This is a genomic window from Nostoc sp. DedQUE09 (assembly GCF_034530915.1).
Lineage (GTDB): Bacteria > Cyanobacteriota > Cyanobacteriia > Cyanobacteriales > Nostocaceae > Nostoc.
On record NZ_JAVRCE010000076.1, the window covers coordinates 1 to 26,169 of the forward strand.

Genomic DNA, 26,169 nt, shown 5'->3' on the forward strand with positions numbered 1-26,169 from the left:
GAACACTCTGCTCAGGGAACACTCTGCTCAGGGAACACTCTGCTCAGGGAACACTTTGCTTAGGGAACACTTTGCTTAGGAAACACTTTTTTAATAGAAAGCGATCGCGCAAATCAATTTATGGCTTATATGTACATTCTTGAATGTGCTGATGGTAGCTACTACACAGGTAGTACAACGGATCTTGAGCGGCGGCTGTGGCAACATCAACAAGGTGAGGGCGCAAAGCACACGGCAAAACGGTTGCCTGTGAAACTAGTTTTTTGTGAGTATTATCAGTACGTAGTAGATGCTTTTGAGCGTGAGAAACAAGTGCAAGGTTGGAGTCGAAAGAAGAAGCAAGCTCTAATTTCAGGGGATACAAATTTGTTGCATAAGTTAGCTGAATGTCAAAATGAAACTCATTACAGTAGGCTGACTATGACTAGCTTCGACCACAAAAACGCTCCCGCTCCCTGAGCAAAGTCAAAGCTCCCTGAGCGAAGTCGAAGCTCCCTGAGCAAAGTCAAAGCTTCCTGAGCAAAGTCGAAGCTCCCTGAGCAAAGTCGAAGCTCCCTGAGCGAAGTCGAAGCTCCCTGAGCGAAGTCGAAGCTCCCTGAGCGAAGTCGAAGGGAGCGACTGAATCTTGTAACAACTTCCGCTTTGCTTGCAGCAACTTCTGCTTTAACGTTTCCGTGTTTCGCGCAAGCTGTAGCAACTTCCGCTTTAACGTTTCCGTGTTTCGCGCAAGCTGTAGCAACTTCTGCTTTAACGTTTCCGCGTTTTGCGCAAGCTGTAGCAACTTCTGCTTTAACGTTTCCGTGTTTTGCGCAAGCTGTAGCAACTTCCGCTTTAATGTTATACCAATTCGCAATTGTTAATTCAAAATTCGTAATTACAAATTGGTATAAAGCAAACAAATTTTAGGCTTTTTTAGAAAAATCAACAATTCCACGTATGACAACCTCTTCAACAATTGTCCACTATAGAGTTATGAGAAATTGAGAAAATGAGTATTAATTATGGGAAGGCGAAAACGCAATTCACGTACTCTTGGCAAAGCCGAACTACGTCTAGCAAGCGTGAAATCTATTAGTCACACTCTCGATGTCGGAGAGGGGTTAACAGTCAAAGATTATACTGAAAAAATCGAAAAGATGCGGCAATCTCTAGAAGCATACAATACTACCCTCTCCACTATCGATATCTTACTAACCCAGCTCGTCGAAAATGAACAGGAATTAGCAGACTATTCTGAGAAACTTTTGCGTGGTATTGCTTATAAATATGGTAATAATAGCCATGAGTATCAGATGGCTGGAGGCACTCGTAAAAGCGATCGCAAGCGTGCTGTGCGTCAAAGCGTGGTTTTGCCGAAGTGATATCATGCCCGCTAGATTACTTATTAAACCTGAAAAACCCCACCCCGCCAAACCTATGCTTCGTCTCCCCTCCCCGCTTGCGGGGAGGGGCTGGGGGTGGGGTGCAATGACTGTGGAAATCATAATTAATTATACGGATATAATATAAGTAGGCGCGATTAAACCAAAGTATGTAAAATTTTTTAAAACTAAAGGAGAAAGGTTTTTCTTTTACCCTTTCCCTTTCTCCTTGTGAATATATAATGTCAGTTCAATTACTGCGATCGCAACGTCTTCTACTGAAAATGTGGATAGACTGCTTCTGCAAATAATTGCTGAATAGCTGGCTGTTTAAGTAACGATTCATAGTCTTGTCGCACGGGAATATCGTAACTAGAAGTGCGAGGTGCGATCGCAGATAACCAAGCAGTATGCATTGTGAAGCCAAAATCCAGTTGGGGATGGCTCAATTTGCATATAGGCCCAGCCCCTAATTGATCGGCTTGGAAGATCCAAATTTCGTTGTTATTTCCCCCAAATACCGTACAGACGATATAGCCATCTGTAGAACTGCCATTGCTGTTCAATCTCGGTACAAACTGGGGTGAACTGATGAAGTAACCAGAGGGCGCATCATAAAAATCTGCCACCTCCATTTTGATTGTATCGACCCGAAACAAAGAAGAAGGGCGATTGTGAAATGCTTCTTCTCGTTGCATTAATTCTTTTAGTGGTACAGCCCGATAGGGATACTCTTCGTACAAGTTGTAAATAAACTCAGTCAGCAGTTCTGGCCAAAAACCGAGGGATTGCCAATAAATATTATCAATCCGCTGAGGAGGCAATCCAGAGGCCAGCTTTTCTTGGCAAGCATAGAACCCTATACCCCAATGACGGCGAGTATCGTAAATTACTTTAGCATCTTGAATCTGACCTGTTTCGCCATCTATTTGATAGCGACCCAGACGACCTACATCCATTTGCCCATTAGATAACATTCCTCCCAACCGCAGAGGCGCAGATTTGGGAGCGTCAAATTTTGAGATGTCATACTTGCGAACCCATTCGGCGATATCTGTGGCGCAGAGATGGGCAGTATGCATTGTGATTTGACCGTCAGGGTTTTCGTAATCGGTCAAAAAATGCACTGTTTCTAAAGGAATTAGGGCTGGGCGAACTACCACAGTAGTCACATCTGCCTTCAAGTCAGCCCGACGCACGATGTAAATGGGGGAATTGGGCTGCTGCGATCGCGTCAATAATTGCCGCAAGAGGCGCTCAGTTTCTAAACTATTGGGAAATGGGTTATTCAGGATTTGTTCTGGGCCAATTTTCAGGGAAGTGTCCATCAGCACTACATAATCTTTGGTAATTGCCAACTGATGCATACTTTGTTCAATTCGCACCGGAGAACCATCCGGCAGTATCAACTCCCAGTGCTGGAGTTTACCGACACCATCCCACCGCATCAGACGAACAAAATCTGGCATAGCAGTTCCCAACAATTTCTCAATCCAGCCAATCAATAGTTGCGAGAAACTTTGAGAAAACTTTGAGAACATTCCCAAGGGAATCCGCAAAGAATTGTTGTCTAAAAGTTGAGCGATCGCACTTAACAGTTGCTCGAATTCCTGGGGTAGTTGTTCCAAGTCATAAATGAAACGCGCACTTTCAAGAAAATTACTCAGCGATCGCCCATAGTTAACTAAGAAAACTTCGTTAGTATAACCATCAAAGGCTGGATGAGACGTACTCAACACAGGCAAGAAAGGATAGGGCAAAGGTAGAAACGATTTCCACTCAGTGTTGCCTCCCACTGGAGTAACAACCTCTAAGCTATTGGTATCAATTTCGTAGGGACGACCAGCGTCATAGGTAATCATTAATCGCTCTTGGCTATCTTTAGCCGTATTAAAGGCGAGAAAGGCAATATCTACCTCATCTCGCAAGCCCAAGGAAGGGGAGAAGCGTAACAACCCATGATCGCGAAATTGATGAGAGCGATAAGTAGGATTTTTAAAAGTTGCCTGATCTGCATAGTAGCAAGGTGTACGTGCCAGTTTCGTTTTGACAGTCACCTGTCCGCCTTGCCAGTCAAAGCGGTAAATCATCCCATCACCGTTAAAAATGTGGGTTGCATTTGGATTGGGTAAGCCCCCAGAGGCAACACTACCTACAGGCGCAATAATAAACGTATGTCCTGATAAATCTGCCGGTACATCTCCATAGATGACATTCATCGGTAAATTCGATATTTCCTGACGGCTGGAAGTCATTGCTGCCTCTGGAAATCGGGGTTCGGGAATTTTGTGATTCATTAATTGATACCCTGGTATTGCACTCTGGTTTGGTGTTTTGCTTTTAGGTATAACACTAGGTTTTAATTTAAAAGTTGAGTTTTTGCCCTCAAATGTCCAAACATCAGCTTTTTCAAGATTTTTGAATCCAACTATGAAGAGTGCTGAGTTGAAAGACCGTCTAAATAGGCTACCGTGTATACACAAGGCTGAAATAGCTGATAAATAACGGTTTTACCCCACCCTAACCCTCCCCTTGCAAAGGGGAGGGAACTAGATTTCCGGTTTCCCCCCTTGTAAAGGGGGGATTAAGGGGGGTAATTATATCATGTCCGCCTAATTAGTTATGATTTCCACAGTCATTGCACCCCACCCCTTAATCCCCTCCCCGCTTGCGGGGAGGGGAGACGAAGCGTAGCTTTGGCGGGGTGGGGTTCTTCGGGTTTAGTAAGTAATCAAGCGAACATGATATTAATTACTGGGTAATTCTTAATTTAATCAGCACTCAGTATAGTAAATACCTTAAAATTTAACTGCGTCAGTAAAAATTGATGCTATTTCTTTTCCTGGCTGACAGCGATCGAGATATATCTGGGCGACTTGATCCCACGGGTTTTGCTGCAAGCAATCTTGAAAATATTCGGCTGCTGGGGCAAATTGTTGTTGTTCGTAACACGCTAATGCTCTTGCAAATATCTCTAAAGTAGCCGCTTTGCCTGCACTCACTTTTGGGGGATCGGCTGCAAACACTTCATGAACAGTCACAGCATTCGTCTTACCCTTCACCTTTACCTGACCAACTACACGAATACCATAGCGATCGCGATTTTGTAAGCGCTCAAAAGTTTGGTCGGTAATTAAAAGTGGGGCGTTGAATGTTTTGGTCAATCCTTCGATTCGCGCTGCTAGATTAACTGCATCGCTAATCACTGTGCTATCCATGCGATTCAACCCGCCGACTGTCCCCAAAATTAGCGAACCAGTATTAATCCCAATGCCAATTTGAATTGGTAAGTAACCATTAGCTTGACGTTTTTCGTTGTAGGTTGTTAATGTCTGCAACATGGCAATTCCCGCCTGTACTGCATCATCGGCATCTCCTGCAAACAAAGCCATGATGGCATCACCAATATATTTGTCGATAAAGCCATTGTTTTCCAGAATGATCGGCTCCATGCGACTGAGATAGGAGTTAATAAATCGGAAATTCTCGGCGGGAGTCATGCTTTCGGAAAGGGTGGTGAAGGCGCGAATGTCGGTAAATAAAACTGACATTTCTCGCTGCACCTGATCGCCTAATTGCACATCTATAATGCTTTGCTTGTTGAGGAGTTGTAGAAATTGACGCGGGACAAAGCGCTCATAAGCTTTGTTGAGTGCAGCTAAATCTGTATACAAACGGGCATTTTCAATGGAAATAGCTGCTTGTGCTGAAAGCAGATTGAGCAACTCCAAACGATCTGGGGTAAATGCCCCGGTTGTCAAGTTATTTTCTAAATAGACAATTCCTGCTAACTTTCCTTGGTTAATCAAGGGAGTACACAGAATCGATCGCGGTTGGTATTGGCGAATGTAGGGATCTTTAATGAATTCCCCAATCCCCACTGCTTCGTGAATGGCATCGTTTAGAACTACATTAGTTTTAGTGCGAATCACATAGTTAACGATCGCAGTCGAGAGAATTTGGTTATCTTCAATACTGAGTGATTCCAATACCTGAATGGTATTCTCACCAACGGTTCCCTGAGCTTCAATTAAAAATTTGCTCTTAGTTGATAACAGCAAAAATCCCCGTTGCGCCCCGGCATTTTCCATTAAAATCCGCATTAAGTTAGATAAAAGTTTATCTAGCTGAATTTCTTCGGAAAGGGTTTGAGAAGCTTTGATGACTGTCACCAAATCTAATGATTCGGAGCGACTGGTACTTGTGAGACCTGTCGGGCTAGAAGTAGTGGTTGATAAAGTTGAGTTAACAGCTTTTTCTAGAATGCGCGTTAAGATTTGGGGATACTTGGCTTCTAAATCTTTTACCTTGGCGATCGCTCCCCACTGCAAATAAAGATAGCGGGCTTCTTGCAGATAAACTTGGGCGATCTTCAATTTGTTCTCAGCTAAGTAAAATTTCGCAGTTAATTCATTGGCGAGAGCCGCTTCATTCAAATATTGGTTGTCTTGAGCTAAGGCAATGGCGCGATCGTAACAGGCGATCGCCTGACTAGATTCTCCATGTACCCGATGCCATTCTGCTTCTACCAGCGCTAATTTATGGCTATAGTTGACAGGAGAAAATTTTGCCCATACTTGCAATTTTTTCTGGTTTGCTGCCACTCGCTGAAGTAACTTTTGACGTTCGGCTACACTGACAACCGAAGCTAAAGCTAGTCGTCCTAAAGAGTCATAAAAGTGGAACCATCCCACAATATATAAAGCCACAACCGCATCTAAATAAGGAATTGCCAAATCAGCATTTTTGACGGCTGTAGCATAATCTTCAAACCAATAATTCAGCGCTAATTGATTAGTATAAATATAAAAAATAGCTGTGCGGTAGTTACTCTCGATATGCTGGGTTAACATAGCCGTTGCATCATAAAATTCCCCCATCAACTGACAGGGGTTAGCATTTTTACCCTGTAAATTAGCAACTGCTTGGCGATACATTTGAATGAGAACAAAAATCGGTTTTTTCTTAAACTGCTGAACTGCTTCTGCGTAAATAGCTAAACATTCATCCAATTCAGCCAGATTTTGACCAGTAAAATAGGAATGCATGGTGCATGTATTGGCACAAAATGAAGCATATTCGGTATCACCCGTATCGCGCCCAACTTGAAATGCTCCATCTAGCGAAGGAATAGTATTTTGGAGTGGTTCTTGCCAGTGGCGGACAAAGGAATTAACTACAAATAAAGTTCTCGCTTGCAGGTGCTTGGCATTGAAGCGGTCTAGCACTTTCAAAGCTAATTCACCAAATTTATATCCCCCTTGCAGATCCCCGACAACGCCACAAAGAATCAAACCATAAGTAGCGTAGGCAAAGGCTGATTCTGCCGCGTTGCCGTATTTGGCGGATATTTCTACCTGTTTAAAGACCGTCAAAGGAAAAACGTTTGGGGCTGCAAGGTAGGTTGCGGAGGCGATACTCGCAAGGATGCGAATTGCCGCTAATTTTGTGGGATGGGTAAGTTTTGGCAAGTCGGCTAAGGTGTGTACCTGCTTACCTACCAAAGCAAATTTAGTTTTTAACAGTCCCAGCATAATTTGCGGTTGACCGGGGTTGCTAGCTAAGGGAATGCCCAGTAGTTGCAGAACTTGCAGACCGAGTTTAGAAGCTGCTAAGAGTTGATCGTGGGCGATCGCAGCTTGAATTTTGATGGCATAAACCTGCACCTGATCGACTGTACTGCGGGTCTTTTCTAGTACTTCATTTGTGAGTGCATCCATGCGTTCAAAGTCCCCACCCAGATAAGCAGCTTCGGCGGCGGCGGTGTGTAATGCCAAAGCTAGCTGATACTGTTGCCGCCAACAACTAGCTGCTAGGCTGTTAATCCCCATTGTCAGATAATCTAAGGCTGGCTGATAGGCTGCTGAGGCTTTGGCTTTGTTACCTGCTGTTAAATTTAACTGAGCTAGTTTTTGGCGCTGTTGAGGGTCTGTAATCAGGTTGATGCCGAAATTCAGTTGGTTAACAATGTCAAAAATTCTTTCTTCTTGCTTTTGGGGAGTAATGCCTTGTAATAATAGTTGCCCAATCTGCAAGTGTACTGCCTGTTTTTGGTCAGTAGAAATCAGTGAATAGGCAGCTTGCTGGACGCGATCGTGCAGAAATTTGTAGACTACATCCAAATTTGTCAACGCTGTTACTTCTAGGTCGGCAACTTGCAAGAGTTGGTAGTCATTACCTTGGGGTAAAATTAGTCCGGTTTGCACGGCTTCCCAGAGTTGGGCGGCTACATCTGCAAGAGATTTTGAGCTAGCGATCGCTAATGTATGCAAATCAAAGGAATTGCCAATACAAGCTGCTAATTTTAAAGCTTCCTGGGTGGCTACTGGCAGCTTTTGAATTTTCAGCGCCATCAACTCGACGACGTTATCAGTAATTTGGGCTGCCTGGATTTTTGTCAGTTGCCACTGCCATTGTCGCTGAGTGAAATTAAACTGGAGTAATTCTTCTGCATACAGCGACTTCAGAAACTCATTCATGAAGAAGGGATTGCCATTAGTCTTTTGCTGAAGCAGTTCTGCTAAAGGAGTAACTTCTGCTAAATCGGCATTGTTGAGGGTATCGCTGAGAAGTTGTTGAATTTCAGGCAATGCTAAGGGCGTTAAGGTGAGTTCGTGAATAGCCACTCCTGCTTGTTCTAAGGATGCGATCGTTGTCCGCAAGGGATGGCTTTTATCTACTTCATTATCACGATAAGCACCAATCAACAACAGATATTGACTGTCTGCTTGACTCATTAACAACTGAATTAGCTGGAGTGATGCACTATCCGCCCATTGCAGGTCATCCAAGAACATTACTAAAGGATGTTCCTTTTGGGTAAAGACTTTAATAAAGTTTTGCAAGACTAAATTAAACCGAGTTTGCGCTTCCTTGGGCGATAGTTCTACAACAGGTGGCTGCTGACCAATAATTAGTTCCACCTCTGCAATCACTTCGATAATCACCTGGCCATTGACACCAAGAACATCTAATAATTTTTTGCGCCAAGTAGTAATTTCGGCTTCACTTGTAGTTAACAGTTGGCGAATTAAAGCTTGAAAGGCTTGAATTAAAGAACTGTAGGGAATGTTGCGTTGGAACTGGTCAAACTTCCCGGAAATAAAATATCCCCGGTGTTGGGTAATCGGTTTATAAATTTCTTGAACTAAAGCTGATTTGCCAATCCCAGAATAACCTGCAATCAGCATCACTTCGCTTTGACCGTGACTAGCTCGCTCAAAAGCTGCCAGTAAATTTGTTACTTCTGCTTCTCGTCCGTACAGTTTTTGAGGAATTTGAAATCTACCGGAGCGATCGTGTTGTCCTAGTTCAAATAAGGAAATTTGCCCTATAGTGTTCAACATCTCCAGGCATTGCTCTAAATCTGCCTGTAATCCAAAAGCACTTTGATAACGCGCTTCGGCGGTTTTTTCCAGCAACTTCATCACAATTTGCGAAAGCGCTGGCGGAATTTGAGGATTGATGCGATCGGGCGGAATCGGTTGTTTGGCAATATGGCTGTGAACCAGTTCCACAGGATCGTCGCTAATAAAAGGTAAATGCTGAGTTAACAGTTCGTAGAAAGTGACTCCCAAAGAGTAAAAGTCAGTGCGATAATCAATCGAGCGATTCATCCGTCCTGTTTGTTCGGGAGAAATATAAGCGAGAGTCCCTTCTAAAACATTCAGATTTCGCAACGTGGGATTTTCCCGCGACAGCAAAGTAGCAATACCAAAGTCAATTATTTTTGTTTGTTGAGTCGTGGGATTAAGAAGAATATTGGCAGGATTAATGTCTTTATGAATAATCTGTTGCTGGTGAATTTCTTCTAAAGCTGTTGCTACTTGCATAGCCAATTGCAAAAAATCCTCTAGCGGTAGAGGCGATTGATTGAGTAACTCACGCAGAGGTTGTCCACCAAAATCCTCTAAAACTAAGACTAAGGTGTTTTGATATTTCTTTAAGTCGTAGGCTTGGATAATTCCAGGCGCTTGAGCGCGGCGCGTGAGATCGTATTCAAGTTTAAACCGAGCGATCGCTTCTGGGGATGGGTATTCTTGCCGCAGAACTTTCAGTACTACTGGTTGTCGATCTAACTCTCGATATCCCCGATAAACTTGAGAATTAGGGCTTGCGTGCAGTTCTGTCAGCACTTTATACCCTTCCAGTGCGATCATAGATTACTTAAGCGTTTGCTGTATTGTTAGAGCCTATTCAGTATAAATTACTCACCTTGCAAGTGAACAGAGATTAGCCGAATGCTACAGTTAACAGACTGTGAGTAGTAGATCGGACGAAAGCGATCACACACATCACCAATCAAAATTACTTATTTGGTTTGATTTGAAGTGGGATAGTATATTTGTCCTAGAAAAACTAGTGCTACTGCAATTAAATTACCCTCCGATGCATTAGCTAAGGTGTACACATAAGTCAAATTACCCCCCTTAGTCCCCCCTTGCAAAGGGGGGAAAAAAGAAATTTAGTTCCCTCCCCTTTGCAAGGGGAGGGTTAGGGTGGGGTAATCTTCCGCAATTGACAAACCGTTTGTGCAATCATTGCGATCGCACCTTCTAATTCTTGATAAACCTGTTGATTTGTAAACCTCAAAAAACAAGTCCCTTTAGATTCAAGAAAACATTGTCGTTCATAATCATAAACTTGCGCTCCTTCTTGGAAATGACTATTACCATCAATTTCTATAGCAAGTTTTAATTCAGGACAATAAAAATCCACAACAGGTACATCAATACTGTAAAATTTGCAACCATCAATTTGCCGATTTTTCAACCTTTCCCACACAATCTTTTCAGCAGATGGCATATTATTACGGAGCGATCGTCTTTTTTCTTTCTCCGAGGTTTTGTTATAAAGCTCTGTCATAACATCTTGATTTTTGGTAATTCCAAATTACCCCCCTTAATCTCTCATTGCAAAGGGGAGAAACTAGGAATATAATTCCTTCCTCCTAGCAAAGTTGAAATTACCCCCCTCAATCCCCCCTTGCAAAGGGGGGAAGCCGGAAATCTAGTTCCCTCCCCTTTGCAAGTTTATGCCAAACAATGTTTGCAATAATCTTTCAAGGGGAAGCCGAAAATCTAGTTCCCTCCCCTTTGCAAGGGGAGGGTTAGGGTGGGGTATTTTTAATATTCTGTTAAATAACCACATATTACCGAGCAAAAATCAAAATATTCTTCCCTGTAGCGACTACCGTCTTCCCTGTAGCGACTACCGTCTTCCCTGTAGCGACTACCGTCTTCCCTGTAGTGACTTCCGGCTTCCCTGTAGCGACTATCGGCTTCCCTGTAGCGACTATCGGCTTCCCTGTAGCGACTTCCGCCTTCCCTGTAGCGACTACCGCCTTCCCTGTAGTGACTTCCGGCTTCCCTGTAGTGACTACCGCCTTCCCTGTAGTGACTTCCGGCTTCCCTGTAGTGACTTCCGGCTCGATCGCCTATGCAATATCTTGAGGTGTAGCGTCTGTTACTAACATCGTTATTTTTTGATCGGGTTGGGGAACTCTATAAATACGTTTCAGTAATTGCCCAACGCTAAATGTGGGCTGCTCTGAACCGTGTTGTAACGATATCTGGAGTTTTGAGGATCGGCTGATGGATAAATCAATTATTCAGTTGGTTGACGAGTTACCGACTGACAATATTACTGTCAAAGTTTTAAATGCTCTTGATTATGTAGCACCAGGTGAATGGAGCAATTTGACGGGGTTTGACAATAATATCCGCACCATTACTGGAGAAACCGATGCTAAGGTAATTCAAAAAATCCGCGATCGCGCTGCTAGTTTATACATAGATCCTCAACAAGGCTATCAGTTTGCAATCAAACTTTATCAAACAATTGATAAGGCAGACACAGCGATGGCAGCTGCGGCTTTAGCGAATAAAGTTAGTGAAAAAATCGGCTTTCTCTCTTTTTTAGGCAAAATTACTCCCAAAGCTGATGTCACTCAATCCATTGACTTGGTATTGAAGATTGCTGTCGAAATCATTGCCTTTTGCAAACTAAACGGTATTCCTCAACCTAATCCCCAAGAGTTTGCTAATTCCCTGACTAACAACTATCAAAATGCATCCCTCATGCGGATGTTAGCTTTAGTTTGTCTAGATGGAATTCTCCCCTTGGGCCCTGACTTTCTCAGCAAAATTCAGGGAGTTATTAATGGTACTGATGCTAGTGCAATAACTCAAAATCCGGTTTTCTTAGCGGTTAATAACTTTCTTCCAGGCAGTAATCCTTCTGATAAAGTTGGTTTTATCAGTCAGAGTTTTAACTCCGTGCAAGGCTGGATGAATAATTTAGTATCCAAGACGGGCATAACCCCACAATCAATTTCTAGTAATTTGGGTAATTTTATTCAGATTGCTGATGATAATTTAGATTTAGTTGCAGCATTTTTAGACCAAACTACCAATTACTACGAGCATACAGGAATTCAAACTGTCGCTCGCAGTTTAATTTTGCAAGCATACACTCTAGTAAAAGAAGAAATTAAACAAGAAGAACAAAAACCAATTCAAGATGTCTCATCTGCCGTTAAATCAGATCGGAATCAGTATGAAGTAAGCAAAACAGTAGAGGTTTGGGATAATGATGAGGAGGATTGGTATCAGGGAACCATTGAGAAAATCCAAGATGACCAGTTCTTTATTCATTACCTTGGTTACGGTTCATCTTATGACGAGTGGGTAGGCGAAGATGACATTCGGACTCGCGATCTTCGCTCCACTGATGAAAATGGATATGCAGTAGGTCAAAAGGTAAAATGTTGGGATGATGACCAAGAGGCTTGGTATTCCGCAACGATTGAGCAAATCCAAGGCCAGCAATACTATCTTCACTACGTTGGTTATGACTCATCTTATAACGAGTGGGTTGATAGCGATGAGATTTCTTAACTGTTGAATTAGCACGGGGTTGACGAGAATTGCAACCCGCAGCTCCCCGACTTTTCAAATAAGTCGAGGAGCTTGTTTTTCACGGATGGATTCAGGATTGCTCTAGTACTTCTAAAAATTCATAATTGACATCTCGTTAATCAATTACGAATTACGTTAGCGTAGCGGTAGCGAGTCCGCGAGCGTCATTACGAATTACGAATTACGAATTATCCTGACACTTGCGCTACGATATCCCCTATTGCTTTCGTGCAATGTACGTGAGGAGTAGTAGAGATGAAACAGATGATAGAAGAATTAAATACACAGGATACCCGGAATCTAGAGGCGATCGCTAACCAATTCGCCCAACAGGGAAAGGTTACAGGCGTGAAAGCATTTGGCAGTGGTAATATAAATGACACCTTTTTAGCAACTCTCGATTTTTCAAAGGAACAATATTTTGTCCTGCAACGCATTAACACACAGGTGTTTCGTCAGCCACAACTGATTATGCAGAATATGCGTACCTTAACTGAACACGTTCAAAAAAGGTTGCAGGATACACCCCTGAATCGTCGCTGGGAAGTGCCACGCGTACTATTGACCAAAAACGCTCAAGACTACTGGAAGGATGCAGATGGCTCATTTTGGCGGGCAATCAGCTTTATTCAAGGCTCCCAGTCTTTTGATAGTATGCGCGATCGCTCACACGCGAAAGAAATTGGTTATGCCTTGGGGATGTTCCACAATCTAATCAGCGATTTGCCAGCAGAAAAACTAGCTGACACGCTCGAAGGGTTTCATATTACACCGTTTTATCTCCAGCATTACGAGGAAGTTTTGCCGAAAACTAGTGTGCGTCAATCTTCGGAAGTTAATTATTGCTTACAGTTTGTTAGCGATCGCCAAACCTTTGCACATATCCTAGAAAATGCCAAAGCTGAAGGCAAGTTACCTCTACGTCTGATGCACGGCGATCCCAAAATCAATAACGTGATGTTTGACATTGTTACCCAGCAAGCCGTCAGCGTCATCGACCTAGACACTGTGAAACCCGGTCTGGTACATTACGATATTGGCGATTGCCTGCGATCGGGTTGCAATCCTGCTGGCGAAGAAACCGAGAATTGGGAAAGTATTTATTTCGATACCGATCTGTGCCAAGAAATCCTCCAGGGTTATCTTGCTGTGGCTAAGGCATTTCTGACCGAGAATGATTATGCATACATCTATGATGCAATTCGTCTAATTACTTTTGAACTAGGACTGAGATTTTTTGCTGATTATTTAGCAGGGAATGTCTACTTCAAAGTTAAGCACCCAGAACATAACTTAGCAAGAGCGATCGTCCAGTTTAAGCTAACCGAAAGTATTGAATCTCAAGAAACGCAGATTCGCCAAATTATCCAAGATATGAAATGAACAAGCAGACATTTTCCCTGCAATCCTTCCCTTCCACCGAGTCTTTTCCTGATTTGAAAATTACAGGTAATATCTCCCGAAATGCTAATCAACTTGCCATCTCCTACAATCTTGAAGGCGATTTAAAAGACATTGCAATTTTCCCACCATCAAATGCACCATCACGCAAGCATGAATTGTGGGAAGACACTTGCTTGGAATTCTTCCTTGGCATCAAAGATTCTCAACGTTATTGGGAATTCAACCTCTCCCCCGCCGGACACTGGAATGTCTATCGCTTTGATGATTATCGTCAAGGGATGCAAGAGGAAACTGCCTTTGAAAAGCTACCATTTAGTATTCAGAATCAAACCGATGCTTTGGTACTTGCGTTAGATGTCGATTTGGATAAAATCGTCTCGGTAAACCAAGCCATCGAAATTGGCATTACTACCGTTATCAAACACAGAGATGGTGAGGTGACTTACTGGGCGTTAACTCATCGAGGCGCGGAGGCTGACTTTCATCTCCGAGACAGTTTTATCGTTGAGTTGTGAAATGTGGTTACTGCTGCCAATATGCCAGAACGAGAAGGCGGTAAACAAGTCACCCATTTGGGTTAAAGGCAATTCAACCGTTTGGGTGAGTCAATTGTAGGAGGTTAATTTCTATAAATAAGAGGAATCTATTAGTAGAAACTATTAATTCCACTTCACTCTACTTAAGGAGTACCTGATGAAATTAACAACATTGATAAATTCTACAGTTATCATTGCCTCTCTTGCCTTCACATCTGGCATTGCTAGCGCTCAAACAGCCAAATCGATAAACACAGCAGTTAATCTTGATGCATTAGGCAGTAATTCTACCAATGTCAGCTATATTCAGCCGTTTAATCTTGTTAATCTTGCTTACCAAGGTGGTTTAAAACAGCAAGGAGTTCCTAGCGGGGGAAGTTTGATTTCTAAAGGTCAACGCGGAAATATTACTGCGAAAGATTTAGTCAAAGCTGCGATCAATGCTAAAAAATTACCAGCACAAGTTTTAAACAATCAAGATTACATCAGTGCTGTTAATTTACAATTGGGGATATTAACCGGAGTAAATTATCCTGGATAAGTACAGCTTTGCCTATGGCTATTTGTAAATTTCTAATTGGATGAAATACAAGTTAACTTTTTCTTTGAACCCTTACGCGCGAGCTGAAATAACCCCTGTACATCTAAGGTACGGGGGTTTTAGATTAGGTTTTTTGATTAGACCGGAGACAATACTTGTCGGGTTTTGGGGAAAAGCGGAAGGTGAGGCCCCTCTGGGGATAAGGGGCGGGGGGAAGGGGAAAGAAAAAACCTTTAACCTTTACCCTTTAACCTTTACCCCAAAGCTTTGGGTTTGACGAACTTGAGGGTCATGCGATCGCTCTCTCCAATAGTGAGGAAGCGTTGCCTGTCCTGTTGACCTTGGCTCAAAGTTGGAGGTAGTGTCCAAACTCCGCCCGGATAGTCCTTGGTATCTTTTGGGTTGGCGTTAATCTCTGATTTGCCCACCAATTTGAAACCAGCCTTCTTTACAGCAGCAATTACCCCATCTTCAGACATATAGCCAGTTTTGATACTCTCTTGTAAAGAAATCCCCCCAAGGGCGCGGTGTTCTTCCACCCCTAAGATGCCCCCTGGCTTAAGTGCTTTATAAGCCGCAGCGTAAACCTGCTCGGCATAGCCAGCTTTCACCCAGTTGTGAATATTGCGGAAAGTAACAACCATATCCACAGAGTTTTCTGGGGCTAAGGTAAGTTCATTTGGAGGATTGATTTGGGCTACTTCGACTTTACCAAAAACCTCTGGATTAGCTGCCAGTTTCTCTTGCAAAGCCAAAGCTGGTTTACTTGCGCTAGAACCCAAGTTAGTAACTATGAGTTGTCCTTTGGGTGTTAGAAATGGGGCTAATATCTCAGTATACCAGCCGCTTCCTGGCCACAATTCAACCACCGTCATATTTGGGCGCAGCCCGAAGAATTCGAGAGTTTGGGCTGGGTGGCGGTACTTGTCTCGAAGGCGATTCTGCTCTGAACGATGACTACTAGTTAGTATGGTTTGGAGTGTGGTTGTGCCATTGAATGTCGCTTTTTCGCTCTCGTTGGCTAAAACACTGGGAGATATCACAGATGCCAATACGAGAAAAGCTAAAGTTAGGGCTTTCAGTAAACCTTGGCGGGGGATAAAATTTTGTAAAAATTTCATAGCTGTTGTTTTTATTTTCCCTATCAGCATAAGGGTTAGTAGTGTAGCGATCGCACATCAACTCACTACAACCACAAATCAACTCTATCGATTGACACTAGTAGTCTGCCAACCCAAAAATGCTAGGTGGAGGTTGGGTAAAGGGAAAAGGGAAAAGGGTAAGGGATAAAAAACATGAGTCCCTTTCACCCTTCCCCTTTACCCCGACAAATGCCAAGAAGTCTAACGAATCTGATTAAAAACTTTTAGGCTTATTTTTTCCCTACCTCGCCAAGTGCAGATGTACGCGGAAAATTTCTTGAATTACCTCTTGTACAGCTTCTTTACTCAAGCTGCCATCTACCCGAACAATTCGTGAGGGATGAGATGCTGCTAAATGTGCGTATCCTTGTTGAACGCGCCGATGAAAAGCGATTGTCTCTTGTTCAATGCGGTCTAGTCCTACTTTATCTGAGAGTTTGCGGGACAGTCCGACTTCGACATCGACATCTAGCCAAATAGTTAGGTCGCTTTCTAAACCACCAGTAGCAATATTATTAAGCTGATTGATTAAACTCATGTTCAGACCGCGACCATATCCTTGGTAGGCAATGGTAGAGTCAGTGTAGCGATCGCATAAAATATATTTACCGGCGGCGAGATTTGGTTTAAGCTCTTGTTCAACGTGTTGCGATCGGTCAGCAGCATATAACAAGAGTTCTGTCACTTCTGCAACTGGCTTATCCTCTGCCTTTTCTAGTAACAAGCGGCGAAGATGTACACCTAACTCTGTTCCCCCTGGTTCACGAGTTACCAACACAGAAACGCCCAGACTTTCCAACCACTCAGAACAAAGCTGCATTTGGCTGGTTTTGCCACAGCCTTCCACCCCTTCAAATACAATTAATTTCCCACCCATGCTTTTTTGTGCGCTGCTATAAACTGATTCGATGACGTTTCATCAGATCAAGAATAGCGCGAAGTGTAAAATTAACCTGCAATTGCGTAGGCGTAGCCCATCGTAGATATCGCAGTTTATGATTCATATCATGTCCGCTTGATTGCTTATTAAACCCGAAGAACCCCACCCCGCCAAAGCTATGCTTTGTCTCCCCTCCCCGCCTGCGGGGAGGGGTTGGGGGTGGGGTTCTTTTATTATGGGTAATTTGGCGGACATGATATCAATACAGTTTAGATAAGACTAAAACACTTGTAGAGACGGCAATTTATCGCGTCTCGAAAACTATAATTTAGCTAAATCAAAAAGAAGCCCACACTTACTCCGTCAGGAAAAGTGTGGGTAGTTCACTTACCTGAAAATTACTATCACTCAGACGGTATAATATCTCGCCAGCCTTTGGCACAAGCAATATACCTTCATCCTCTCGGTTAGCCCATTCACTAGGTCGAATAGTCGCCGGATCGCGATAGTTCAAGTTATGAGCAGCACAGCGTTCAGCAGAAATGCCAGTAGCTAAAGTCACCCGAATTCGTGCTTGTTCTTCTTTTATCGGATCAAAAGTACCCATCCCTTTTAAGTGAGTACTATGGGCTAGCACTCCAGCAGGATACTCTTGGAATTTATGCCACTGTTTGAGAAAGTAATCCCGCACATGATAGCCAATTTCGGATAAGATTTCGCCGTGTGTATAGCTAAACTCAGTAATATGAGGAGCATATATAATTACTTCGCCTCCATCGGCTACTACTGGCTCTAACTTGTACATTCCTTTTGCTGCTGTCCAAATGTCATCATACATTTGGGGCATGACTGAAAGCACTTGTTTAAAAGGCCGATCTACATATTTAATATGCAGTTTAGCTGATAGTTTTGCAGCAGCTTCCCAGGCTGATTCTGGTTCATCTATATAAAGTCCAGCTAACTGATTTGTTTTCGGTGCAACCACCATCGCCAAACAAAGTTTTGGGGTAGAAATCAGGCTAGCGGCTTGGTTAATCAAACGCCGGACTGGTGTAATTCCCAGTGTACCAATAATTTCGTAACAGGTGATTAAAGCACCTAACCAGTGTGAGACATTAATTACTTCTTGACCACCAATCCCAGGAAAAAAATATTTATTTCCACCAGAGAAACCGACAACTTCATGAGGGAAAACTGGCCCACAAATCGCGATTAAATCGTATTCTGTGACCAGCTTATTAATACGCACATCAACCGACTGATGTAGCATACCACCGCTAATTTCTGCTATCTCGTCTGCCGAAATTACTCCACAAGAAATAAAGGTATCTGGCTCATTCCAAAGGTGGTTAAAAATGCGAATTTTTTTAAAAGTTGTCTCTCGCTCCTCCGGTGTCACTCCTACCAAGCGATTGATTTGTTCTTCACTCATCGGATTATGTGTACCCAAAGCGATCAAAAAATCCAGAGCCGCTACTCTTTGACTCAATTCCTGATGAAGCAATCGAAACATTTGCGGGATGGGAGCAGTACGGGTACTGTCTGGAATTAACACCAAGATGCGCTGTCCATCAAACTTAGGGTCTGCTAAAGCTTGATGAACTAGCCCGGAAACTTGCTCATCTGAAAGTGTCCCATTATTTACAGCCAGTGAATACATGACATTATTAAACTCCACTGTAGATACTAAATCCACCATCTACCGGCACAACTACCCCGTTAACAAAACTAGAACCAGAACTGCATAACCAGATTAAGGTACTGAGTAATTCATCTGGTTTTCCGAAACGTCCGGCGGGGGTATGGTCAATAATTTTTTGCCCGCGTTCGGTCAAACTGCCATCTGCATTTAGAAGTAAATCTCGATTTTGTTCCCCAATAAAAAAACCTGGTGCGATCGCATTTACTCGCATTCCATCACCATATTTTTGGGCGAGTTCTACGGCTAGCCAACGAGTAAAGTTATCTAGCCCCGCTTTCGCAGCTGAGTAACCAACCACGCGGCTAATCGCTCGGATAGCAGACATAGAAGAAATATTCACAATGCAACCGTGGGGTTGACTTCTTTCCACCATTGCTTGACCAAAAACCTGACAAGGTAGGAGAGTGCCAACTAAGTTGAGGCTAACCACTTCCTCAAAAGCTGTATGTGGCATCTCAAAAATATTCCCATCAGCAGTAATTGTGGCAGCCGGAATATTACCGCCAGCCATATTTACCAAGATATCTATCTCATCCCAACGCTGTATAATAACATCCCTAGCGATTTCTAATTGGGAGCGATCGCTAACATCTGCTACCACAGCCATACTTTCTCCACCATTAGCAGTAATCTCAGCCACCACCGCCCCCACCCTGACTTCATTGCGACCCAAAACGACCACTCGCGCTCCAGCCAGAGCCAAACCCTTTGCCATAGCTCCACCAAGCACACCAGAACCACCCGTAACTACCGCAACCCGCTCCGTCAAGCTAAAAAGTTTACTTAAAATCAACTCAGCCATCACCCATTCCCCCAGTACAATTCTCTGCGTACCTCTGCGCTTCCCTTCTCTGCGAGACGCTTTGCGAATGCGTCCCTACCCTACGGGAAGGCGTTCGCGTAGCGTCTCGTAGAGAAGCGCCTATGCGTTTCAATTCCCCTCAAACTTATAAGCAACCTTAGCGAGATCATAAGCCAAAGCACGAGCCATACCATACCCTTCCTCCTCCTCAACCAATCCCCGTGCAACCAATCCAGCCAACCAATTACAAGCTACCCGCCGCCAGACATGATGACGAGCCGGAATCGAAACAAAAGCCCGTGTATCATCATTAAACCCAGCAGTATTATAAATTCCCGCAGTTTCCATTACCTGATTGAAATAACGCTCCATACCATTTACGCTGTCGTGAAACCACCAAGGTGGGCCGAGCAATACACTGGGATAATGACCAGCTAACGGAGCCATCTCGCGGCTATAAGTGCTTTCATCCATGCCAAAAATGATTAAATGGAAGCGGCGATCGTTACCGTAAGCTGATAACAACGGGCGTAGATTTTCAGTCCATTCAATTTTTACGGGAATATCAGCACCTTTATCAGCTCCAAATTTCTCAAATAAAACTGGGTTATGGTTACGCATCACACCACAATGCATTTGCATCACCAACCCATCTTCCACACTCATCCGCGCCATTTCCATGAAGATATGACCGGTAAAATTTTCGACATCACCTGGATTCAGCTTGTCGGCTAATGCTCTCGCAAAGATAGCTTCAGCTTCTTGGTCAGAAAGGCGTGTGGTATAAGGTGTAGCTGCACCTTGATCGGTAGCTGTCGCGCCCATTTTTTTAAAGAAAGCTCGACGTTCTTCTAAAGCTTGCACAAAATTGGCGTAAGTATTAATTTCTCTACCGATAGTGCTTTCCAACTTGGTAAGATTTTCGCGCCAACCAGGAGCATCCAGATTAACTACTGCATCTGGGCGAAAAGTTGGTCTAATTTGAGTAAAACCTTCTTCGTGAAGCGATCGCTGATTTTCTAGGTTATCACTGGCAGCATCGGTAGTACAAAGCACTTCGATGTTAAAGCGTTTGAATAAAGCACGAGGGGAAAATTCTGGTGAGGCTAATAAATCTTCCAGATAATCATAGATACGTCCGGCGTTGCGAGAGTTTAAAGGTTCATCCACCCCAAAGACGTTAGTTAGTTCCTCTTTCAACCATAACCCTGACGGAGTACCTTGGAATAGATAAAAATGGTCGGCGAACAATTGCCAGATTTTACGGTGGTCGGTTTCTGCTGGCGAACCATCATTGCTTGGTATCCCCAAAGATTGCAGAGATACGCCCCGACTATAGAGCATCCGCAATAGGTAGTGGTCAGGGATAATCAGTAATTCCGTTGGTGAACCAAAACGGGCTGCCGGATTAGCTAACAAAGCTGGATCTACGTGTCCGTGTGGACAAACTAGAGGTAACGCAGATATGCTGTCAAAAAATTGATGAGCTAATCGTCTTTGAACTGGTTCTGGAGAGAAGCAGCGATCGGGAGATAAACTCGGTTTTTTAGTTAACATAATTTTTGTATAAATTAAATTGTTTTGAGTTTTAAATTGTTAATAATGGGGCACTGCTACCACGCTGTACTAGAAAAGGAGATAAAACGCGGTTTTCCACAGTTTTTTCTTCTATTAAATCGAGTAACATTTGCATGGCATAACCACCAATTTCTAACATGGGCTGACTAATTGTGGTCAGCGCCGGCGTAACGTAACCCCCCAAAGCAATACCATCAAATCCAACAAGGCTTAAATTTCGTGGTACTAAAATACCTAATTCTTGGCAAGCTAACAAAGCACCAACCGCCACCATATCGTTGTAACAAAATATGGCTGTAACTTCCGCAGCCAATAGTTTAGACAGCATATTTTGTCCGGTGTTCACGTCACTTATCCTAGTATCATATTTGTCACTAATTGAAACCCAATCAGTATTTTGTGGGATACCAGCTTCTGCAAGGGCCATTTGATATCCTTCTAGGCGCTGCTGGTTCGATCTGCTGCGATCGCCTACACCTAAATAACCAATAGCGGTGTGTCCTAAACTAATTAGATGCTCTGTGGCTAATTTAGCACCTAAGCGATCGTCTATTGCAACTGAATAAAATATTTCTGATTGGTCTTCAGTCTGACTATTAATTAGAACTGTTGGTACAGCAATTTGTGTGAGTTGTTTAGTATGCTGTTTACTAATTCGCGAGTCAGCTATTAAGATCCCGTCCACCCTACGGCGATGAAAAGTATCAATAGCTGCCATTTCCTGATCAAAATCTCGGTGTGAAGCACTCAATAAAACACTCAAACCCGCTGGTCTGGCTATCTTCTCGATTCCCTCTACCACCTCACCATAAAAGGGATCTGAAATTGAAGTTACTACTACACCAATAGTATTAGTACGTTTATTTTGCAAGCTTTGAGCAATAGCATTTGGCACATAACTCATCTCCTGTGCCAGTCGCTTAATTTCTTCTCGCACTTTCGGGCTAATGAGAGCATTATCTCGCAAAGCGCGTGAAACTGTAGAATGAGAAACCCCTGCTCTACGGGCAATATCTTCAATTGAAATTCTTCGTTTATTCATTATTTTATCTTAGCTTTCAAATATTGCACACGTGTGCATTTGTATGTATTATAGAAAATAATCGTGACTTGTCAAGAGATTCTAATACAACTCACATTTGTATGGAAAAGAGTTAAAAATGAGGATTTTTGACTCCGTTCATGATCACAACTACAAGTTCCAAATTCCGAATTCCGAATTAGTTTAATTTTTATCAAGAGAAAAAATGATTATTATCGTCATGGGTGTATCTGGTTCTGGAAAAACCACTATCGGAAAGCTGCTTGCAGACTCCTTAGAATGGGAATTTAGCGACGCTGATACTTTCCACTCGCCAGAGAATGTTGAGAAAATGCGGCGCGGTATCCCTCTGAGTGAAGATGACAGAATACCTTGGTTACAAGATTTGCAAACAGCCATCAAGCATTGGCTACAAGAAAATAAAAATGTGGTACTGGCGTGTTCGGCTTTAAAAAATAGCTATCGGCAATTTTTGGTAGTGAATAGCGAACGCATCAAGCTAGTTTACCTCAAAGGGTCTTACGAGTTGATTCAAATGCGCTTACAAGAGCGTAGCAATCATTACATGAGTGAAAAACTACTCAATAGTCAGTTTTATACACTTGAAGAACCAGTAGATACTCTATCTATGGATGTTGCACAGCCACCCCAGATAATTGTCCAAAACATTAGAACTGCTCTAGAAATTTAGCTGAGTGGTGACAACCGTAATATTAAGATTAATCACGTATCTAGGAAAACACGAACTTTTGGCAACTAAATCACATCAGATGTAAGTCTAAAGAAATATCAAAGCAAGCAGATAACTGTAATGGTAGGAGAAAAGTAGTGTTTCTAAGATTAGCGCAACAGCATCAACAATTCGTCCAAGACTTGGTAATGAACCTGCAAGCCTTGACAACTATACTTGAGCGGCGTGGCTATACTGCGTCTTGTTATACATGCGGCGAGCAAATGAACAGTGCTTCATTTATGGTTAGCCTGAAAGAAAAGCACCTGATTCGGTTTTTAGTGTCTGATTACGGAATTACTTGGATGGAATTATGGGACGATCGCGAACTAATGAAGTTGGAGGGTGCAGAAGCGATAAACCAGCTACAAGAGTTGGCTAATCTTGTTAAGTATTCTACGACTGTACAATTGAGAAATTGATACTAGGGTGATTGAGTCAGACAGAAAGATTCATAATTATAGCTCTTGCATACGTGTGTAACCTAAAAGATTAGCTTATATCTAGTAAATTCATGCACGGTTGTGCAAAAAAAACAAAAGCACTGTTTTCAATCTGAACTAAACACATTGGGTAAGACAGTGAAGAAAGTGGATTGTGCATAGGTATGCAAAGATGAAATGAAACTTAACACACATTTTTGCACACGTGTGCAAAAATAAATCCAAGATAGGTTTTGCACACCTGTGCATAATAAAGAGCGAAAGTACCATTTAACAAATACAATATCGACAAGTAGGAAGATATGTCTCAAACTCTAAATAATGCCATTCTTCAGGCTCAAAACAATCCCTTACATTCACTAGAAGAATGGGAAGAAGACTTACTTAATCGCTATCCCGATCCAGATAACATCGTTAAAGAAGGTAAAACCACCGAAGAGTACAGGAATTACGAAACGACTATCAGAGATACGGTGAAAGAGTTTTATCGGTTAAATCATATTAACCAAACATATAATTTTGTACTTCAAAAAGAAAAAGAATTTTTGAAGTTTGATAAAAAAGAAATGTCTGTTTGGGATGCGGTCGAATTTTTGAATCAATTAGTCGATGATTCCGATCCTGATACAGACATGGATCAGTTACAGCATCTATTGCAAACATCAGAAGCTATTCGCGCTGATGGTCATCCTGGCTGGATGGTACTTACTGGCTTCTTTCACGATATGGGGAAAGTGCTTTGTCTGTTTGGTGAACCTCAATGGGCTACTGTAGGCGATACTTATCCTGTAGGTTGTGCATTTTCAGATAAAATTGTTTTTTCAGAATTCTTTAAAGAAAATCCTGATTATAATAACCCCGATTACAACACTAAATATGGCATTTACGAGCCTAACTGTGGATTGAATAATGTACATATGTCATGGGGGCATGATGAGTATTTTTCTCAGATGATGAAAAACTATTTGCCCGAACCTGCATTGTATATGCTTCGCTATCACTCATTTTATCCTCAACATCGTGAAAATGCGTATGAACATTTGATGGATAAACATGATAAAGAAATGTTTAAATGGGTACGTTTATTCAATCCCTACGATTTGTATTCCAAAAACCCTATTCCTCCTGATTGGCAAAAATTAAAACCATACTATGAAGATTTGGTGGCTAAATATTTACCCACAACATTAAAATTTTAAACTGCTTGGAGAAGAATTCAGGAGCCAGAATTCAGAATCCTCTATTTCTAAGGGAATAGAGTCAGAACAAGAAATTACATCTGCAAAAAATAAAGTAGATATGTAACTGTTCTTTATCCCTAATCAGGCTTAAAAAAATTATTTCTATATGGCCTTCAAGTGATGGAGGAGCAATAACAAATAAATACGCTTGGCAAGCAGATTTGAGTTGATTTCTAAAATCTAACCAAAGGGTGTTTACATTTATCAAAATCTAGCAGTCAAATCAAATTATTTGTCCACTATAACAGGATCTTTTCTGAAGGAGATTGATTGAGAAATGTTAACGATTTTAACATTGACCTTAATATTGAATAGGCTAATTTATACGAGTATTTTGGAATGTAGACTTTAAGTTCTATCGAGACATTTAAAACCCTTTAAATTTGTAAAGTTCGATAAACAAAATTAATTTCTGTAATAGAGCGGGATAAAATGAAAAAAGTCGATGAACAAATAAAGATTTACAAATTTAATAAAACTAGTTTTTGGAAGTTTCACTTAAAAGCTGTTTTCAGGCTAGGCGCTACGAAATAATTTTACAAAAAAATGCGATTATTTCAAGTAGTGTAATGTTCATGATTGTGCTTGAAAAATAAACCATTTTCTTTTGTGAAACTAATAGCAATAACTCCAATTACGCCAAATTAAAAAACTTTTGGAGTTTACATTTCAAAAGCTAGTAGTAACGCTAGGTTAGGTCTAAGTTTTTCAGACCTACTTTATCTTCTGATAACGTTTCTCAAATTTAAATCAGTTGTTAGAAATAGATGAATATGAAAAGAATTTCGCTCATAGTTGGCATATTAGGTTTCGCGGTTGTTGGTTGCACAAATGGCGCTCAAAATGGCAACACAGCTAGTAATAGTACTAACAAGGCTACTAATATAAGCGCAGAAAGTCTTAGTACGCCAAATAGAAAATTGCAAACAATTGGCGTAGCTTTGGGTGATTTAGGCAATCCCTTCTATAATGCAGTGCAGAAGGGGACTGAGACAGAAGCTCAAAAAATCGGAGGGAATATCAGAGTTAATGCAGTTTCTAGTGCCTTTGATCTGAACCAACAAAGCAACCAAATCGAAAATTTTACGGCTGCTAATACTGACCTAATTATCCTCAGCGCTGTTGATAAAAAAGGAGTTAAACCAGTTATCGATCAAGCAAGGCTTGCAGGTAGGGTTGTTATTGCATTAGATTCAGCCGTTGATGCAGATGTAGATGCAATGATTAGTTCCAACAATACCCAAGCTGGTGAGGTTGCTTGCCAATATATTGCCGATCGCCTCAAAGGTCAAGGTAGTGTAGTCATCCTCAACGGTACTCCGATGGACTCAATCAATCAGCGAGTGAGTGGCTGTGAGAAGTCATTGTCTAAATATCCGAATATTAAACTCATCTCTAAAGAGCAAAACGCTGAAGGGACAAGGGATGGAGGACTGAGAGTCATGAGCGATTTGCTGACAACCTTTCCGAAAATTGATGCCGTTTTTGCCACTAACGACCAAAGCGGTGTCGGCGCAGATTTAGCAGCTAAACAAGCGAGACGTAAAGAATTTTTTATTGTTGGGGTTGATGGATCGCCCGATGCAACCAAAGCAATGGAAGATAAAGATGGTCTATTTGCTGCAACTGCTGCTCAAAATCCCGCAGGGATGGCTCAAAAAGCGGTTCAGATTGGCAACGATATCATCCAGGGTAAAAAACCTGAGTCACCAAATATCCTGATTCCAGTCAAGTTGGTTACTAGAGAGAACCTCAGCAGCTATCAAGGCTGGTAATTTATAATTCGTAATACTCGCCTCCGGCGAGAAGCAAGCTACGTAATTCGTAATTATAAAACCCAGAAAAAGG

Annotated in this window: 20 protein-coding genes; 11 read left to right on the forward strand and 9 right to left on the reverse strand. The window is 42.2% G+C overall.

What is annotated here, in order from left to right:
- Nucleotides 1-120: 120 nt before the first annotated feature.
- Both RMY27_RS30825 and RMY27_RS30830 read left to right on the forward strand, forming a co-directional pair.
- A complete protein-coding gene (locus RMY27_RS30825; protein ID WP_322668632.1) occupies nt 121-459 on the forward strand; it encodes a GIY-YIG nuclease family protein in 339 nt (112 codons plus the stop codon).
- A gap of 542 nt (nt 460-1,001) precedes the next feature.
- Nucleotides 1,002-1,361, forward strand: coding sequence for a hypothetical protein (locus RMY27_RS30830; RefSeq protein ID WP_322668633.1), 360 nt, complete (start codon nt 1,002-1,004; stop codon nt 1,359-1,361).
- Nucleotides 1,362-1,636: 275 nt separating this feature from the next.
- Here the strand turns inward: RMY27_RS30830 and RMY27_RS30835 are convergent, their stop codons facing one another.
- From RMY27_RS30835 to RMY27_RS30845, 3 genes are all read right to left on the reverse strand, one after another.
- Nucleotides 1,637-3,658, reverse strand: a complete 2,022-nt coding sequence (locus tag RMY27_RS30835; protein ID WP_322668634.1) for a carotenoid oxygenase family protein — start codon at nt 3,656-3,658, stop codon at nt 1,637-1,639.
- A gap of 501 nt (nt 3,659-4,159) precedes the next feature.
- The gene (locus RMY27_RS30840) at nt 4,160-9,520 is read right to left on the reverse strand and encodes an AAA family ATPase (protein WP_322668635.1); all 5,361 of its coding nucleotides are present in this window, start codon (nt 9,518-9,520) and stop codon (nt 4,160-4,162) included.
- Between the two features lie 334 nt (nt 9,521-9,854).
- Nucleotides 9,855-10,226, reverse strand: a complete 372-nt coding sequence (locus RMY27_RS30845) for an endonuclease domain-containing protein (RefSeq protein WP_322668636.1) — start codon at nt 10,224-10,226, stop codon at nt 9,855-9,857.
- A gap of 383 nt (nt 10,227-10,609) precedes the next feature.
- Here RMY27_RS30845 and RMY27_RS30850 point away from each other — a divergent pair, with 383 nt between their 5' ends.
- From RMY27_RS30850 to RMY27_RS30870, 5 genes are all read left to right on the forward strand, one after another.
- Nucleotides 10,610-10,813, forward strand: a complete 204-nt coding sequence (locus RMY27_RS30850) for a hypothetical protein (RefSeq protein ID WP_322668637.1) — start codon at nt 10,610-10,612, stop codon at nt 10,811-10,813.
- Between the two features lie 141 nt (nt 10,814-10,954).
- A complete protein-coding gene (locus tag RMY27_RS30855; protein ID WP_322668638.1) occupies nt 10,955-12,259 on the forward strand; it encodes a hypothetical protein in 1,305 nt (434 codons plus the stop codon).
- A 285-nt stretch (nt 12,260-12,544) separates the two neighbouring features.
- On the forward strand, nt 12,545-13,663 hold the full coding sequence (locus tag RMY27_RS30860; RefSeq protein WP_322668658.1) for an aminoglycoside phosphotransferase family protein: 1,119 nt from the start codon (nt 12,545-12,547) through the stop codon (nt 13,661-13,663).
- Nucleotides 13,660-14,199 (forward strand): DOMON-like domain-containing protein, encoded by a 540-nt coding sequence (locus RMY27_RS30865; protein ID WP_322668639.1) that lies wholly within the window; start codon nt 13,660-13,662, stop codon nt 14,197-14,199. Before RMY27_RS30860 ends, RMY27_RS30865 begins: the two co-directional genes overlap by 4 nt.
- Before the next feature lie 178 nt (nt 14,200-14,377).
- Nucleotides 14,378-14,761, forward strand: coding sequence for a hypothetical protein (locus tag RMY27_RS30870; RefSeq protein WP_322668640.1), 384 nt, complete (start codon nt 14,378-14,380; stop codon nt 14,759-14,761).
- Nucleotides 14,762-15,015: 254 nt separating this feature from the next.
- On the opposite strand, the gene RMY27_RS30875 is transcribed toward RMY27_RS30870, so the two are convergent.
- From RMY27_RS30875 to RMY27_RS30900, 6 genes are all read right to left on the reverse strand, one after another.
- Entirely contained in the window at nt 15,016-15,882 is an 867-nt protein-coding gene (locus RMY27_RS30875) for a class I SAM-dependent methyltransferase (RefSeq protein WP_322668641.1), read from the reverse strand.
- 262 nt (nt 15,883-16,144) lie between these two features.
- On the reverse strand, nt 16,145-16,780 hold the full coding sequence (tmk, locus tag RMY27_RS30880; RefSeq protein WP_322668642.1) for a dTMP kinase: 636 nt from the start codon (nt 16,778-16,780) through the stop codon (nt 16,145-16,147).
- A 358-nt stretch (nt 16,781-17,138) separates the two neighbouring features.
- Nucleotides 17,139-18,482 carry a lactate racemase domain-containing protein gene (locus RMY27_RS30885; protein ID WP_322668643.1) on the reverse strand — a complete coding sequence of 448 codons (1,344 nt, stop codon included), beginning with the start codon at nt 18,480-18,482 and terminating at the stop codon, nt 17,139-17,141.
- A complete protein-coding gene (locus tag RMY27_RS30890; protein ID WP_322668644.1) occupies nt 18,451-19,287 on the reverse strand; it encodes an SDR family oxidoreductase in 837 nt (278 codons plus the stop codon). Before RMY27_RS30890 ends, RMY27_RS30885 begins: the two co-directional genes overlap by 32 nt.
- A gap of 129 nt (nt 19,288-19,416) precedes the next feature.
- Complete coding sequence (uxaC, locus tag RMY27_RS30895) at nt 19,417-20,844, reverse strand: glucuronate isomerase (RefSeq protein WP_322668645.1); 1,428 nt, start codon at nt 20,842-20,844, stop codon at nt 19,417-19,419.
- A gap of 31 nt (nt 20,845-20,875) precedes the next feature.
- Nucleotides 20,876-21,907 (reverse strand): LacI family DNA-binding transcriptional regulator, encoded by a 1,032-nt coding sequence (locus RMY27_RS30900; protein ID WP_322668646.1) that lies wholly within the window; start codon nt 21,905-21,907, stop codon nt 20,876-20,878.
- A 205-nt stretch (nt 21,908-22,112) separates the two neighbouring features.
- Here RMY27_RS30900 and RMY27_RS30905 point away from each other — a divergent pair, with 205 nt between their 5' ends.
- The 4 genes from RMY27_RS30905 (at nt 22,113) to RMY27_RS30920 (ending at nt 26,096) form a co-directional block, all read left to right on the forward strand.
- Nucleotides 22,113-22,598: a gluconokinase gene (locus RMY27_RS30905; protein WP_322668647.1), complete on the forward strand. Its 486-nt coding sequence runs from the start codon at nt 22,113-22,115 to the stop codon at nt 22,596-22,598.
- A 137-nt stretch (nt 22,599-22,735) separates the two neighbouring features.
- Complete coding sequence (locus RMY27_RS30910; protein ID WP_322668648.1) at nt 22,736-23,059, forward strand: DUF1815 family protein; 324 nt, start codon at nt 22,736-22,738, stop codon at nt 23,057-23,059.
- 323 nt (nt 23,060-23,382) lie between these two features.
- Nucleotides 23,383-24,279, forward strand: coding sequence for an inositol oxygenase family protein (locus RMY27_RS30915; protein WP_322668649.1), 897 nt, complete (start codon nt 23,383-23,385; stop codon nt 24,277-24,279).
- An 815-nt stretch (nt 24,280-25,094) separates the two neighbouring features.
- Complete coding sequence (locus RMY27_RS30920; protein WP_322668650.1) at nt 25,095-26,096, forward strand: substrate-binding domain-containing protein; 1,002 nt, start codon at nt 25,095-25,097, stop codon at nt 26,094-26,096.
- Nucleotides 26,097-26,169: the final 73 nt, after the last annotated feature.